This window comes from Pristimantibacillus sp. Z349TD_6 (assembly GCF_056173205.1).
The window spans coordinates 5,759,872-5,774,854 of record NZ_CM149662.1 but is presented as its reverse complement, the minus strand read 5'-3'; the positions used below and the strand labels follow the sequence as shown (position 1 = coordinate 5,774,854).

11 protein-coding genes are annotated in these 14,983 nt (G+C 49.7%); 9 read left to right on the top strand and 2 right to left on the bottom strand.

The features are described from left to right. Nucleotide 1: 1 nt before the first annotated feature. The 4 genes from AC0VYE_RS25195 to AC0VYE_RS25180 all read left to right on the top strand — a co-directional run bounded on the left by AC0VYE_RS25195 (nucleotide 2) and on the right by AC0VYE_RS25180 (nucleotide 5,638). Entirely contained in the window at nucleotides 2-877 is an 876-nt protein-coding gene (locus tag AC0VYE_RS25195; protein ID WP_475443254.1) for a carbohydrate ABC transporter permease, read from the top strand. 21 nt (nucleotides 878-898) lie between these two features. Continuing rightward, nucleotides 899-2,029: a glycoside hydrolase family 88 protein gene (locus AC0VYE_RS25190; RefSeq protein ID WP_475443253.1), complete on the top strand. Its 1,131-nt coding sequence runs from the start codon at nucleotides 899-901 to the stop codon at nucleotides 2,027-2,029. 138 nt (nucleotides 2,030-2,167) lie between these two features. After that, nucleotides 2,168-4,462: a chondroitinase-B domain-containing protein gene (locus tag AC0VYE_RS25185; protein ID WP_475443252.1), complete on the top strand. Its 2,295-nt coding sequence runs from the start codon at nucleotides 2,168-2,170 to the stop codon at nucleotides 4,460-4,462. 207 nt (nucleotides 4,463-4,669) lie between these two features. Continuing rightward, nucleotides 4,670-5,638, top strand: coding sequence for a glycoside hydrolase family protein (locus tag AC0VYE_RS25180; protein ID WP_256710862.1), 969 nt, complete (start codon nucleotides 4,670-4,672; stop codon nucleotides 5,636-5,638). A 247-nt stretch (nucleotides 5,639-5,885) separates the two neighbouring features. On the opposite strand, the gene AC0VYE_RS25175 is transcribed toward AC0VYE_RS25180, so the two are convergent. After that, a complete protein-coding gene (locus tag AC0VYE_RS25175) occupies nucleotides 5,886-6,104 on the bottom strand; it encodes a winged helix-turn-helix transcriptional regulator (protein WP_083681891.1) in 219 nt (72 codons plus the stop codon). Nucleotides 6,105-6,188: 84 nt separating this feature from the next. Beyond that, nucleotides 6,189-7,604, bottom strand: coding sequence for a glycoside hydrolase family protein (locus AC0VYE_RS25170; RefSeq protein ID WP_076267709.1), 1,416 nt, complete (start codon nucleotides 7,602-7,604; stop codon nucleotides 6,189-6,191). A 219-nt stretch (nucleotides 7,605-7,823) separates the two neighbouring features. On the opposite strand from AC0VYE_RS25170, the gene AC0VYE_RS25165 reads away from it, so the two are divergent. The 5 genes from AC0VYE_RS25165 (at nucleotide 7,824) to AC0VYE_RS25145 (ending at nucleotide 14,970) form a co-directional block, all read left to right on the top strand. Continuing rightward, nucleotides 7,824-9,584, top strand: coding sequence for a sensor histidine kinase (locus AC0VYE_RS25165; protein ID WP_475443251.1), 1,761 nt, complete (start codon nucleotides 7,824-7,826; stop codon nucleotides 9,582-9,584). 19 nt (nucleotides 9,585-9,603) lie between these two features. Then, nucleotides 9,604-11,274 carry a response regulator transcription factor gene (locus tag AC0VYE_RS25160; protein ID WP_475443250.1) on the top strand — a complete coding sequence of 557 codons (1,671 nt, stop codon included), beginning with the start codon at nucleotides 9,604-9,606 and terminating at the stop codon, nucleotides 11,272-11,274. Nucleotides 11,275-11,389: 115 nt separating this feature from the next. Further along, the gene (locus tag AC0VYE_RS25155; protein ID WP_076267712.1) at nucleotides 11,390-13,048 is read left to right on the top strand and encodes a type 2 periplasmic-binding domain-containing protein; all 1,659 of its coding nucleotides are present in this window, start codon (nucleotides 11,390-11,392) and stop codon (nucleotides 13,046-13,048) included. A gap of 78 nt (nucleotides 13,049-13,126) precedes the next feature. Next, a complete protein-coding gene (locus AC0VYE_RS25150; RefSeq protein ID WP_076267713.1) occupies nucleotides 13,127-14,086 on the top strand; it encodes an ABC transporter permease in 960 nt (319 codons plus the stop codon). An 11-nt stretch (nucleotides 14,087-14,097) separates the two neighbouring features. Beyond that, nucleotides 14,098-14,970 (top strand): carbohydrate ABC transporter permease, encoded by an 873-nt coding sequence (locus AC0VYE_RS25145; protein WP_076267714.1) that lies wholly within the window; start codon nucleotides 14,098-14,100, stop codon nucleotides 14,968-14,970. Nucleotides 14,971-14,983: the final 13 nt, after the last annotated feature.

Genomic DNA, 14,983 nt, shown 5'->3' with positions numbered 1-14,983 from the left:
CATGCGAGTAAGCTTGGGTGAACATATATTCAGGGTTTGCAATACGCTGTTTTTGTCCGTGCTCATGATTGCAACAATGTACCCCATTCTGTACGTGGCATTTGCTTCGTTCAGCGAACCGGCGCTGATGATGGCGCATAAGGGTATTCTTTGGAAGCCGCTGGGCTTCTCGCTTGAAACATACGGGGCGGTATTCAGCAACCCGATGATCCTGCTCGGCTATCGCAACACGTTATTTATTGTCATTGTAGGCGTGGCTCTAAATTTGCTGCTCACTTCCTTCGCGGCATACGCCTTGTCCAGAAAAATGCTGCAATATCGCAAGCAGCTTACGCTCTTTATCGTGTTTACGATGTTTTTCAGCGGTGGGTTAATTCCGTTCTACTTGCTGGTTAGAGGGCTAGGCATTACGAACTCACTGTGGGCGCTGATCCTGCCTACCGCAATAAGCGCGTTTAACCTCATTATTATGCGGACTTCGTTCGAGGCGGTGCCGGATGCGCTGGAAGAGTCGGCCAAGATCGATGGCGCCAACGACTTTGTCATTCTGTTCCGCATCTTCCTGCCGTTATGCAAGCCCGTGCTTGCAGTGGTGGGCCTGTATTACGGAGTAAGCCACTGGAACTCGTGGTTTAATGCCATGATCTTCCTTCAGGATCGGTCGATGTATCCATTGCAGTTAATCCTGCGAGAAATATTGATTATCGGCGAGGCGAGCTCCATGGCGGAGGGAGCATCCCAGGATGAGATCATCATACTCGGCGAGACATTGAAATACGCCACGATTATGGTAGCTACTCTTCCGATTTTTCTGGTATACCCGTTATTGCAAAAATATTTCGTGAAAGGCGCCTTGATCGGTGCCATCAAAGGTTAGGATAAGGAGTGGAATTTTGAAATGAGCAATGAAAATGTGAAGCTGAAACCATCCGAGCTGTCGGATTGGTGGGATAAAGTGAAGATTAAAGTTGATCATATGATCGAAGCGGGCTGGACAGAAGCGCCGCATGTTTCGGCAGCGGGCAAATATGACCAGATCAAAGTGGATCAGTGGATTTCGGGCTTTTGGCCGGGCATTCTGTGGATTCTGTACGATATGACCGGAGAGCGGCGTTATCGGGAGGAAGCAGAGCCTTGGGATGAACGCATGGAGCAATGTTACTTGCGGGACAACCATTTCCACCACGATGTTGGCTTTCAGTTTCTGCCGACATCGGTTATCCGCTACAAGCTGACCGGCGACCAGGACGCACGGCGGCGCGGGCTGTTCGCCGCCAACTATTTGGCAGGCCGGTACAACCCGGTCGGGCAGTTTATTAGAGCGTGGCCTCGCAACCAGACGGGATGGTCGATCATCGATTCGATGATGAATTTGCCGCTTCTGTTCTGGGCGAGCGAAGAAAGCGATGATCCGCGCTTCAAGCATATTGCGGTTGCTCATGCAGATATGGTGCTTCGCTCGTTTATCCGAGACGATGGCTCGGTGCATCATATCGTAATCTTCGATCCGGAGACGGGCGAAGTAGAGCGTTATGACGGCGGACAGGGCTTCGCGCCGCAATCGTCCTGGTCGCGTGGCCAAGCTTGGGCGCTCTACGGGATGAGCTGCGCATACCGCTATACGGGTGAAGCGCGTTACTTGAATGCGGCGAAGCGGGTGGCGCATTATTTCATCAGCGCCTTGGCGGAAGACGATGTGCCGCATTGGGATTTCCGTGCGGCGGCCGACTTGACGGACGAGCCGCGCGACACCTCGGCGGCAAGCTGCGCGGCATCTGGACTGATCGATATCGCGTCGCAGGTGCCTCCTGAGGAAGCCGCTTTATATCAGCGCGCGGCCATGCGCATTCTGCGCTCGTTGTCGAACAACTACAGTACGTTCGACCAGCCGGAGTATGAAGGCATTCTGCTCGGTGCAACCGGGCATAAGCCAGTCAATAGCAACATCAACGTATCGCTGATTTACGGCGATTACTATTATATTGAAGCTTTGGCGAAGAGCAAAGGCTGGAGCCAGCACATTTTTTAAGCAGGATCAAGAGCCGTAATCACGAAGCCGGGAGGACAGGAAGCACCTCCCGGCTTCCGTATTCTTGAGAGGAGGTGCGGACGGAACGAAGGGAATGATTCAATAACCATCAATTCATAACAGAAAGGATGAAGAATTATGGGAACCAAAAGTATGACATGTTTGATTTTGCTCTGTATGCTAGTTGCGTTAATGCCAGGAGCGGCGAGGGCGGCCGATGCGAAGTTCACAATTAGCAGCTCCAGTGTGACGGCGAGTGGAAATGACGGCAATGTTCCGGCCAACACGGTGGACGGCGATTTCGCCACGCGTTGGTCAGCGAATGGCGACGGGCAATGGATTCAGTACGATTTGGGCGTAAACCGTAAAGTGTCTTCCATTAAAATTGCTTTTTTGAATGGGGCAAGCCGCACCTCTACTTTTGATATTTTAACGTCTACGGATGGTTCCGCCTTCACGACCGTCAGCAGCGGACTTGTGAGCAGCCTTGTGGAAGGCCTGCAAACATTCGATTTCCCGGATGTCGATCCAGCCCGCTATGTGCGGGTCGTTGGGCACGGCAATTCCACTAACCTGTGGAACAGCTATACCGAAGTTGAACTGTACGGCACCGCGAGCGGCCCTTCGCCGGGTGCAAGCAAGCTGGCGGTTACCGTACCGCAGCTTATGGCTAGTGGAGATGACGGCAATATCGTCGCGAATACGATCGACGGCGATCTCGGCACGCGCTGGGCAGCGAGTGGCGACGGGGAGTGGGTTCAATACGGCCTTGGATCGAGCAAACGGGTGGAATACGTGAAGATCGCCTTCACCAACGGGGCGGAGCGAACTTTCAGCTTTGATATCCAGACTTCCTATGATGGCTACAACTTCAGCACAGCGCTTTCGGGAGCGGTCAGCAGTCTGAGCAACAGCTTGCAGACGTTTGATTTTACCGATGTTGCCCCTGTCCGCTACGTTCGTATTGTTGGCCACGGCAACTCGGTGAACGCATGGAACAGCTTTGCAGAGGTCGAAATTTATGGCAGCGAATCAAGCGGCAGCGGTAGCGAAGGGACGGTCGTCGAAGTTAGCACTTCCACGCAGCTCACTGCCGAGCTTGCAAATGCTACAGCGGGTAAAACGATTGTGCTGGCAAACGGCACGTATTCGCGTACAAGCCCGTTTGCTGTTCAGAACAAAAATGGCACCGCCAACGCGCCAATCGTTATTAAGGCGAAAAACCGCGGCCAAGCTATCATCTCGGGAGCGTCGGGCTTCCGCGTCGAGAACTCCTCGCATGTGGTGCTGGACGGATTAAAGTTTACGAACACAAGCAATAGCGCAGTGGTGCTTGAAGGCTCGCACCATGTGCGACTGACCCGTAATACGTTTGCGCTGCCAAGCTCAGGCGGTGGCCTGATGTGGCTGCAAGTGCGGGGCACGAACAGCCATCATAACCGTATCGACCGGAACGACTTCGGAATGAAGAGCGACACCGAACCGCTGATCGCTTACGAAGGACAGGATGGCTCAGGTCAAATTTCGCAATACGATATTATTGAATACAACTATTTCCATGATGTAGGCCCATGGGTAGCCAACGGCAAAGAGACCATCCGTCTCGGCTTGTCCGGTCTAACGCTCTCCCACGGCTATAATACGATACAATATAATGTATTTCAGAATTGCGACGGCGAGCCGGAAATTGTTTCGGTCAAGAGCAGCAGCAATACGGTGCGCTTCAATACATTCCTTACGTCCAAGGGCAGCCTGACGCTGCGGCACGGCCATAACAACAGCGTATATAGCAACTTCTTCCTCGGGGACGGCGTCGAGTCGGATCAGGAAGGCATCCGGATGTTCGGCAATGACCATAAGATTTATAACAACTACTTTGAGAATTTGACAGGCGAAGCAATCTACTTGCCAAACGGCGACTTCGATGGCGGTACTGGAGGCTCCCCTCCAAGCCCGACGGTCGAACAATTGCGCAAACAGTGGAAAGTTTACCGGGCGCTTATCGTCAACAATACGATTGTAAACAGTACAACCGGCATCGTCATTGGATCGGGCAAAGCGTATGCTCCGCAGGATTCCGTCGTGGCGAACAATATCGTGCGCAACAGCACCGGCACGCTTTATTACGAGGCGGCGACAACGAATACGCTGTTTCAGGGCAATATCGGGTATGGCAGCACCATTAGCAACATATCGCGCAGCTCGGGGCAGATCCGAAATATCAATCCGCTGCTGACCACGGTGAGCGGCATCCAGAAGCTGACCGCGAGCAGCCCGGCGATTGACGCCGCTGTAGGGACATACGCGTTCGTGCAGGCGGATATGGATGGCCAAATGCGGGCGACAACGGATGTGGGGGCGGATGAGTATTCCGGAGCGCCTCTGCTGAATCGCCCGCTAGCGGCCGACGATGTGGGGCTGAATACGCCTTAGGTTGATTGATGAGCAAGCATGCCGGCGGTCGGTCCGCCGGCATGGCTATGTCGATCCATAGCTGTGTGAAGAATGCCGGTTATACACTTCATTCGAAAGGATGAGAGACCATGGTTCGCAGCAATTATAGAGCAGTGGGAAAAGGCGAGGTGACACTACATGCATACTAACATAATGCTGCCGGCTCCGCGTGGCGGCGGCTTCCGAATGGAAGGTTATTGGATATGGTGTGGTTCAGTCGTGCAGGGCGAGGACGGCAAATTCCATATGTTTGCCTCGCGCTGGCCGAAGACTCTGCCGATGCACCCTGGCTGGATGACGGCTTCGGAGATTGTCAGGGCGGACTCGGATACGCCCGAGGGACCATACCAATTCCGCGAGGTGGCGCTCCCGGCGAGGGGAGCGCAATATTGGGACGGACGCTGCACGCACAACCCCCATATCGTTAAGCACAACAACAAATATTTACTTTATTATACGGGCTCGACCCATCCGCTGGGCGATCCGGATCCGCCCGAAAATTTCGGGTTAACCGATCCGCAATGCATCGTGGCGCGGGCGAACAAACGGGTAGGCCTGGCTATCGCGGACAGCGTATTCGGCCCTTGGCGCAGAGCAGATGAACCGATATTGCCAACACGTCCCGGCCGATTCGATAGCTTTCTGACCTCCAATCCGGCTCCGTGTGTCCGGGAGGACGGTTCCGTGCTGCTGATCTACAAGGCACGAAGCTACGAAGGCAACCTGCATGGCGGCATGACGATTGGCGTCGCGTATGCGGATCACTACGAGGGACCATACCGGGTGCTGAGCGGCGAGCCAGTGTTTCCTCCGGAGTCGTTCCATATCGAAGATCCGTTCATCTGGCAAACAGCGAAAGGATACCATTTGATCGCCAAAGATATGGAAGGGCGTCTATGTGGTGAAAAATACGGCGGCATCTACGCCGGGTCTCCAGACGGCCTGAAATGGAGCATGCATGGACAGCCGCAAAGCTATTCCCGGACGGTGCGCTGGGATGACGGCACGGTGCAGACGCTGGGCAATCTGGAGCGGCCGTTCCTGCTTTTCCAGAACGGCAAGCCGACTCATTTGTTCGCGGCCGTCTCGGATGGCAACGACGGTTTTATGGACGCTTCCGATACATGGAACATGGTTATACCTTTAAAGCAATGATACATGGGGGCTTTAATAATATCTCAGTTAACGGAGAAGTCATTACAACTACGGCAGAGTATCCTTGCTGGATCGTGGAAAAATGTGTTATGAATACACCAAACCCTACAACCACTACAACCAATACGGAATCTAGTATGTGACACCCCAGCAGGTTTTAATCGACAAATAAAAATGGCGGATCCTACCATGCACAGTTGAAAAGGGTATATTTTCTGCTTGTGGAGAGGCTGGCAGATACAACTATTCAGCTGTATAGCAGATTAAGGAAAACAAAATACCGCATGAATTGAGTGATAGGGAGAAGTGTTTCACCCAGGTTTGTCCGTGAATAATCAACCCTTGTTATAACTTCATGATCCACCTCGAGCTGGACCACTCCGTCTCTCTCCAACTCGCAATGATGCCAGAAACTATGTCTACATAAAAAAGAGAAGAGCCCTCCGAAGAGGGCTGCCTCGTTCATTCCATATGGTATTTTGCAAGAGATGCATCCCCAAGCCCAAAACGCTTCAACGTTACATCATGTCGGCCAATCCTGTTTTATCGGTTAGGGAAGAAAGGAAAAAGATAAATTTGCTGATTTGGAGCTCAGCTTTTGTCCTTTGGCTGACAAGAAGTAGACCTCAAGCCTAATGGTTTGGCTGTCGATACCGGCAGGCTTTAGGATGGGGATCGTGAATTTTCCTTCTTCGTTAATGGCATTCGGATAAGCTGTCCCGGCCTCAATCAAATAACCCCTCGTGTCAAACATTTGATAGCCTACCCAAGCTTGGTTTACTTTCTTCTTGGAGCTGCCGTGGATCTCGAACACATTCGTATTCAAGTTGTGAGTCAAGCGGTCAACCGAGAACAGCTTGCTGCTAAAATGGGTTAGCGGTTTTTCCAATAAACTATCCCCATCCGTTAATTCACCTTCCACCCGCCAGATGTCATACGTATATTCAGGAATCGTGCTTAAAGCTGTACCCGCAAGGCTAACCGTAAAATAAACCTCCGTTTTTGCTGGATTAGGAAGCGTGCCATAAGGCGTTCGAAGGAGCGCCGCATTATGGTTGCGCGGTTTCCCAGAGATGGCGCTGCTCAGCGCACCTTCGACCTTCCATGAGCCGCCGCCGCCCCAAACAAAGCTTCCCTCCATGCTAACGACCTGCAGGCTGGCACTGATGTAAGCCGGATTATCGCTCGGGAATGGGCGTTGATCGCGTACGGCGAAGAAGCGATCCCGCGTCGGATCATAGACCATGTCAAAGTTGTTTAGCCAGTCGGGATTGCCGTTGCTGTCGGTTAATCCGCTATTCGTCAATTGCAGCGGAGTGCCAATCACAGGCGCGCTCATGTCGCTTAAGTTCAATTGGACGCGGTAGCCTGCCGTGGCGCTCGGATCTCCTTTCGTATAAAACAGCAATAGCCCGCCTTGGCCGTCAATGCTTGTGGCAGAAGGCTGTCCGACTCCCCAATAGCCATCATTAGGGTACTCTATAATTGGCGAGGGATATTTCACCCATTCGCCTGATAAGTCATTCGAGAAAGCGACGCCAATCTGGTTATGGTAGCTGGCATTCACGTCATTCCCCAAATAAAACAACGCATAATCGTACATTACCCCTGAATAATAAAATTGGCCTGCAACGATAGCGGGATCGCACACATGATAGCTGTCCCAAGCGCCTTCTGGCCCAGCCTCAAGCACGGATTTGGATTCGACCACGCTGCCGTTTACGATTTTGGTATAAAAAATATGGTCCTTAATAACCCCATCTTGCGCATTATGGCAAGTCCACATATGCTCCGTACTGCCGTCGCGGATAACCGTCGGCGCATATGCGTAGGTGTTGCCGGTGGGATTGTATACCTCTGTTAACGTTGGTGAGTTCCACAAGACGGCTGCCTTAGCGGACTGAAGCGGCAATACTGCGAAAATAAGAACAAGAGCCAGCAAACCTAATGCTTTGAGCTTCCCCATACTATTTTCCCCCTGACAAGTGTGTACTGTGACCCTAGCTTAGGTCTGTTTAATCATAGCCATTTCACCGAAAAGTTAGCTACTTCGATATCTTGACTGTCTTTTGTTTACTTGCTAGGGAAGGAAGAGGTAAACAGAAGACAGAGGAGTAGTCTTCATGCTACAGAATAAGTAAAGGAGACCCTAATCGATAGGGCAAAGGGAAGCGAGTTGGCAGCGATGAGATTACGTTTTTTCAAAAAAATCCCGACCACAGGCATCAATCTGTTCCAGAAGCTGATTCTTGTTTTTTTGATAGCGATTATCCCTGTATTTATTGTTAGCGCGCTTATTAACCGTTCAGGTGAAGCAGCGATTTCAGGCGAGATAACGAATTCGCTGAAATCGAATGCCCATTTTTATTTAAATACATTCGAGCTGGAAATGGAAAGATTGATCCGGATGAAGCAGAAGTACATTCTGGACAGCTCTGTACAAAATTTAATGAGGTACCACACCATTTATTCAGACAGCGATGTTATCTATGCCAAACAGGATATTGAGCGAAGACTGCAGCAGTTCAAGGATTCCAGCTTGTTTGTCCATAAGATCAAGCTGATGCTGACGGATTTGGAGACGACGATCCATAATGATCTCATTGTGCAGCAGGTAGAGGAAGCGGATGTCGAGGCTCTGCAGAGGCTTTACCTTTCGCGTAAGCACATTGGCTCCGATCAAGGCGAGCTCATCATGGGCGAGCATTATCCCAAAAAAGAGATGCAGGAGGGTACTCCGAAAATATGGATGGAGATCATTTTGTCCAAAACAAATATGGAACGATCCTTGCGGGAAGTCGCGACCTATAATGGAGGCGAAGCGTTAATTGTTGATCATGAGGGCAAATGGCTGCTCGGCTCGCTGCCGCAAGAAGGAATGAATAATGAGGAGCTGCTTAGACTGCTGCAGCTGGGCAAAGCAGAGGAAGACGCTAGCGGAATCGGAAGGTTTATGATTGATGGCAGCGCTTTCGTCTTTGCTTATGAATCGTCCTCCTTGCTGGATGCAACGCTTGTCGCTTACGTACCGGAGAATAGCTTTCTAGGCCCTATCAAATGGTACAAAAGGATTTATTTCATTTTGGCGGCGACATCGCTATTGGTTATTATTTTCTTCTCCACCTGGATTTACAGCCTCATTCATAAGCCGATGATTCGGCTGACAGGAGCTTTCCGGCGATTGGAGAAGGGGGTATTCAATACGCTGCTCGAATCGGACCGCAAGGATGAATTCAACTATTTATATCAGCAGTTCAATAAAATGTCCGGCAGATTGGAAGGATTGATCAATGACGTATATGAGCATGAGCTGAGGCTGAACCGGGCCGAATTAAAGCAGCTGCAGGCTCAAATTAACCCGCATTTCCTATATAACATCTTTTTTCTGCTGAATCGGATCATCCAGCTTGATGATATCGAAAACGCCAAGCGGCTGACCAAAAATTTAGGCCAATTTTTCCGGTTTATTACGCGCAACAAGGAAGATGAGGCTCTGCTCAAAGAAGAAATGTCGCATATTGAAGCCTACATTGGCATTCAGAGCCTGCGCTTCGGAAGCAAGCTGGCCGTTCAAATCGAGCCGCTTCCGGCAGCAGTAGAACAGCTTATCGTGCCGAGGCTTATTCTGCAGCCAATCGTAGAAAACGCTTTTGAATACGGGCTAGAGGATCATCACGAGCAGGGAATTTTGCGTATTTGGTTTGAGCTGGCGGAGGAAGAGCTGCTCATTCACATCGAGGATAATGGCATCGGCCTGACAGAAGCGACGGTTGAGAGCTTGCAGCAGCTGTTATTGTCTCAGAGTAGAGACATTGAGACCACAGGCATTTTGAATATCCATCGGAGAGTCCAGTTGAAGTTTGGACAATCCTATGGACTGACGATTGGTCGCAGCAAGGACGGCGGACTGCATGTCATGCTGCGATTGCCGATTCATTCCAGCTAATTTGAGGAGGAAGCCGAACATGTACCGGTTATTGATTGTAGACAACGAAGAATATGTCGTGAATGGTCTGGTGGAGCTGTTTAGTCCCACCCGGCACCCGGAAATTGAGGTCGCAGGCGCTTATTCAGCAGCTGAAGCCTTGAATGTGCTCATGACGACCCAGATGGATATTGTGATTACCGATATACGGATGCCAGGCATGAATGGATTGGAATTGCAGAAAATTATTGTCGCCCGATGGCCGTATTGCAAGGTTATTTTTCTATCGGGCTACGACGATTTTAACTATGCTCAGGAGGCCATTCGGCAGGGCTCCGTTAATTATATTTTGAAGACGGAAGAAGATGAGGTCATTATAGCGGCGGTTTATGCCGCGATTAAGCTTGTTCAAGGGGAGCAGGAAGCCAAAACCTTGCTAGAAGACGCGAAAAAACAAGTGAAGCAGGCGCTTGGGGCGCTGCAAAGGGAGTTTTTTGAAAGTCTGCTCCTTGGTGATAAAGCAGCCTATAAGTCCTTGCCTCAGCAGCTTGAAGAGCTGCAGATCCCTTTGCTGCCAGAGAAGCAATTGTTTGCGGTAATCGCTAAAGTGGATGAATGGGAGCAGCCCTATTCGCAGTATGATCGCTCCTTGCTGCTCTACGCGGTACAAAACATTGCCAACGAATATTTATCATTATCGATGATTCATTACTCCTTTATTTACGACCGTTCGAAAATCATATGGCTGATGCAATCCAAAGCCGAGCCGTGGATCGATCATATGCAAATTGCCAGCACGATGAATATGACCTCCCATTTTGTCTATGGCACCTTCGAAGGCATTCAATCCTCTTGCCGGGATTTGCTTAATCTGTCGATGTCGTTTGCCATTGGCGGCCATCCGTTTGGATGGTCGCAGCTAGGCGAGCATCTCGACCAATTAAAAAATAATATGACCTCTTCGATTAAGAAGCAGCAGCTTCTGCTAGATGAGCAGCAGCGTACGGGTCAAGAGAAGGAGAGCAATAGCTTTCCGGTCCGCTTAGAGATCTTTAAGCATTATGAGCATTTAGCCTATTGTCTGGAGCACAAAAACAAAGAGGAGTTCAATCGGGTATTGGAGCTCTTGCTTCGAATTGGGGAGCAAGCCTTCTATGGTCGGCATACGATCGTCTGTATGCAAATTTCCAGCTCGATCTATGCTCTGCTGCTTGCCTATTTGGAGAAGCTTAACCTTACAGAAATGCCGAAATGGATTTCGGAGCTGCAAGCCAGCATTGAATCTGGCCTATCGAATAACTGGGATTGGCAGATGGAGCAGCTGCAGCGATTGGCAAAGTATATCTTGGAGCAGTGCCTGCCTGCGGAAGAAAATGAAGAAAACCGCGTCGTACAAAGCATTCATGCTTACCTGATTAGTCATTTAGGCGGCGATTTATCACTGAAGACCATGGCCTTTGCCATTGGTCATAACCCTTCCTATTTGTCACGCTTGTACAAGCAAAAGGCAGGAAAGGCATTATCGGAGACGATTAACGAGATGAAGCTTGCAAGAGCCAAGGAATTGCTCGCGGAGCCGCAGTACCGAATTGGCGATGTCTCCAAAGCGGTCGGTTTTTTGTCCGAGCATTATTTTTACCGCTTCTTCAAGAAGGCTACTCAGATGACCCCGCAGGAGTACCGCGAACAGCTGCAGGTAAACGAAAGATAGTCAATCAGGTAACAATATCAAAGTAGATGGCTCTTTGGGTTTCCCCATACAATGGAGCTACGGTTATAGGCCTAGCCAATCAAAAACAGCAATGAGCATATTAGGGGGTTACGCAATGAGAAGCAAGAAATGGATGTTGACCATGCTTCTATTCCTATTCGCGGCCATGACGGTTTTGCCGGCTTGCACCGGAAACGATCGCAACGAGGAACAGCAACAAGGAAACACGAACGAAACGAATCCGCCAGCACAGGAAGTATTGGATATTGATTGGTACGTGAATTTGTCTTGGTGGAAATATAGCGGCGACTATGGCAAGGATAAATTCTCGCAGCTGATTCGCGACAAATTCGGTCTTAATATTAACTTCATTACGCCAGCCGGAGATGGCTCGGAGCAGATGTCAGCCATGATCGCTACCGGGCAAATTCCGGATATCATCACGGTGGAGTCTTGGATGGATTACAAAACAAGCCTTGCGAAGGGCGGTTATCTCATCTCTTTAAACGAGCTGATTGAGAAATATGCTCCAGACTTTAAGCCTTATGAGGATATTTTCAATTGGTACAAGGAATCAGACGGCAATACGTACGTCCTGCCTAACTTTGCCTATTCCAGCTATGCGCTAAAGCCCGGCGAGCAGCTTGAATCAAACAGCGCTTTTACGCTGAGAAGCGATATTTACGAGCAGCTAGGGCGTCCGGATATTTCAACAGCAGACAAGTTTCTGGATGTATTGGAACGAGTGAAAAATGAAGTGAAAACGTATGACGGAAAGCCGGTAATTCCGCTTCAGCTCTATGAGTTTACTTCAAACGGGAATAGCTCGCTCGACTGGCTGGTCGAAAATTTTGCGATTCCTTATGAGAAGCAAGACGGAACCTACAATAACCGCAGGTATGACGCAAAGTATTGGGACACGCTGCGCTTCTTAAATGATGCTTATAACAGAGGACTCATTTCCAAAGATAATTTTACGGATAAACGGGATCAAATTAATGAGAAAATCGCGAGCGGCAGAGTGTTTTCGAGCTTGACTGCGCCCCAGGATTTTACCGATTCCATGCGTACGCTGTATAACAATGACGACGCCGCGCAATATGAAGCATTTGCTTTGCGAAATTATGCAGGCGAGGATCCGGTATTGACGGACATCCGCGGATTCGGCTGGCTCGTTACGATGGTGGGCAAGGAATCCAAGGCGCATGAACGGATTATTAAGCTTATGCAGTTTTTGAGCAGCAAGGAAGGCCAGCATATCGTCCATTTTGGCTGGGAGGGCGAAACGTATACGTATAATGCGGATGGCACGATCGCATGGACAGAGGAGTATAAGGAGACGCTCGCCAAGGGTGACGGGTCGGAGAAAAAATGGGGAATGGGCTTCAACCTGCTGATGGACTGGTATTCGGTAAGAGATTTGTTCCCTCAGCCGGATAAACCCGTGGACAGCTATCTGGCGGAGTCTAATATGAAGAAACCGTTAATTCCATACAGCTATAATACGAGCGCTTCCGGCGGCAAACCGATTCCGGATCATCCAAACCGCGACAAGATGCTGGAAACGGGCAATCGCCTCTCCTTATTTTGGGGCAGAGAGCTGCCTCGTATCATCATGGCTGAATCGGAGGAGAAGGCACGCAGCATTTACGAGGACACGCTTGCGAAGCTCGACGAAATGGGCAGGTCCGAATATGATGCGTACACGAATGAGCTGTTCCAAAATGCAAAAGAAGCACTCGGTATCAAGCACTCCTGGCCGCTATACAAATAACAACCGATAACATAGGCCTGTGCGTCTGCCGTATTTAGGCGCACGGGCTGCTAATGGGGACAGGAGGAGGCACATCTGATGCAGCAAGAAACCGCTTTGACCAAGCTTCGACCGCAGCCCAGTCTGCCTAGACGATTATGGAAGCAGTGGCAAATCCAGTTCATGGCGCTTTGCGGCATTGTTTTTATACTCATCTTTAATTATTTGCCGATGTTTGGCATTGTCATTGCGTTTAAGAAAGCGGATTACTCGGTCAATCTCATGAAGAGCGTAGTGGAGGCGCCTTGGGTGGGATTCGCTTATTTCAAGGAATTTATTAACGATTATCAATTTAGAGATATTTTGTTTAATACGATTGGACTGAATTTGCTGCAGCTTTTGATCAATTTTCCGGCACCGATCATTTTTGCCATTTTGATTAGCGAGATCGTTCACAAGCGCTACAAAAAATTCGTGCAATCGATCACCTATTTTCCGCATTTTATTTCCTGGATCGTCTTTGGCGGAATCGTCATTAATATGCTGTCCGTAGAGTCGGGCGTTGTCGTTCCGATTCTGATGAAGCTCGGTTTCATTGATGAGCCAGTCGCGATACTGGGAGAGGCCGCGGCCTTCTGGGGGTTAATCATCATCACCTCTATCATTAAGGGGCTGGGATGGGGCTCGATCATCTATTTGGCGGCGATTACTTCCATAGATCCTACTTTGTATGAGGCAGCAACGATTGACGGAGCGGGAAGGTTTAGACGGATTTGGCATATTACGCTTCCATCCATATCGGGAACCATCATCGTTTTTTTCCTGCTGTCCGTCAGCAATCTGCTTAATTCGTCCTTCGATCATATATGGGTATTCCAAAATCCGTTGAATCTGGAACGAAGCGAGGTTATAGACACCTTTGTGTACAAAATGGGGATCACCCAGATGCGTTATTCCTACACGACAGCGGTAGGGCTGTTCAAGTCTCTGGTAGCGCTGGTGCTGCTGGTGGCCGGACATCTTCTTAGCAAACGCATTGCCGGGCGCGGTATTTTTTAGGAGGGGAACAAATGGTTACCAAACGGTTCGACTTGTTTATTGTGTTGAATTACACCTTTCTGGCACTCTTTTGCGTCATTACCATTTATCCGATTTATTTTGTGCTTATCGGATCTTTTAACGAAGGAAGCGACTATATGCGGGGCGGGGTATTTTTGTTTCCGCGGGAATTCAGCCTTGCTAACTACGGCGTTGTGCTACAGGACGAACGGTTGTACGTGGGGCTTAAGGTCAGCATCCTTCGCACCGTCATCGGCACCTTAACGAGTATCCTATTTACCGCGATGGTGTCCTATGCCATGTCACGGAAAAATTTAATTTGGCGCAGCCCTTATTATTGGCTCCATCTGATCACCTTGTTTTTTGGCGGGGGACTCATTCCTTATTTTCTCGTATTAAAAAACCTGGCGCTGATTAACTCCTTTTGGGTGTATATTATTCCGTCTATGTTTTCTGTGTTTAACATGATTATTTTCAACTCGTTTTTCCGAGAGATCCCGGAGGAGCTGCATGAGTCGGCAACCGTTGACGGGGCCAATGAGTTTCGCATTTTTCTGTCTATGTTTATTCCGCTTTCCGTGCCCGTGCTGGCCACTGTCGGGCTGTGGAATGCGGTGTACCATTGGAACTCGTTCTTTGATGCAATGATTTTTACGACCAAAAGAGATTTAATGCCGCTGCAGCTTTTGCTGATGAAAATGATCCGGGAAGCGGACGTCATATCGAACAGCCAATATATCCCGCCGCAGGTACAGCGCAAGATCAGCGTACAGACGATTCGGATGGCAGCCATCATGGTGAGCACCGTACCGATTTTATGCGTCTATCCTTTTTTGCAGCGGTATTTCGTTACGGGCTTTATGGTCGGGTCTCTTAAAGGATAGCCACTTGGAACAA

Excerpts from the sequence above, each read along its gene's own strand:
- AC0VYE_RS25195 (WP_475443254.1), top strand. The coding sequence starts at position 2 with ATGCGAGTAAGCTTGGGTGAACATATATTCAGGGTTTGCAATACGCTG.
- AC0VYE_RS25190 (WP_475443253.1), top strand. The coding sequence starts at position 899 with ATGAGCAATGAAAATGTGAAGCTGAAACCATCCGAGCTGTCGGATTGG.
- AC0VYE_RS25185 (WP_475443252.1), top strand. The coding sequence starts at position 2,168 with ATGGGAACCAAAAGTATGACATGTTTGATTTTGCTCTGTATGCTAGTT.
- AC0VYE_RS25180 (WP_256710862.1), top strand. The coding sequence starts at position 4,670 with ATGGAAGGTTATTGGATATGGTGTGGTTCAGTCGTGCAGGGCGAGGAC.
- AC0VYE_RS25175 (WP_083681891.1), bottom strand. The coding sequence starts at position 6,104 with ATGAACGAGGCAGCCCTCTTCGGAGGGCTCTTCTCTTTTTTATGTAGA.
- AC0VYE_RS25170 (WP_076267709.1), bottom strand. The coding sequence starts at position 7,604 with ATGGGGAAGCTCAAAGCATTAGGTTTGCTGGCTCTTGTTCTTATTTTC.
- AC0VYE_RS25165 (WP_475443251.1), top strand. The coding sequence starts at position 7,824 with ATGAGATTACGTTTTTTCAAAAAAATCCCGACCACAGGCATCAATCTG.
- AC0VYE_RS25160 (WP_475443250.1), top strand. The coding sequence starts at position 9,604 with ATGTACCGGTTATTGATTGTAGACAACGAAGAATATGTCGTGAATGGT.
- AC0VYE_RS25155 (WP_076267712.1), top strand. The coding sequence starts at position 11,390 with ATGAGAAGCAAGAAATGGATGTTGACCATGCTTCTATTCCTATTCGCG.
- AC0VYE_RS25150 (WP_076267713.1), top strand. The coding sequence starts at position 13,127 with ATGCAGCAAGAAACCGCTTTGACCAAGCTTCGACCGCAGCCCAGTCTG.
- AC0VYE_RS25145 (WP_076267714.1), top strand. The coding sequence starts at position 14,098 with ATGGTTACCAAACGGTTCGACTTGTTTATTGTGTTGAATTACACCTTT.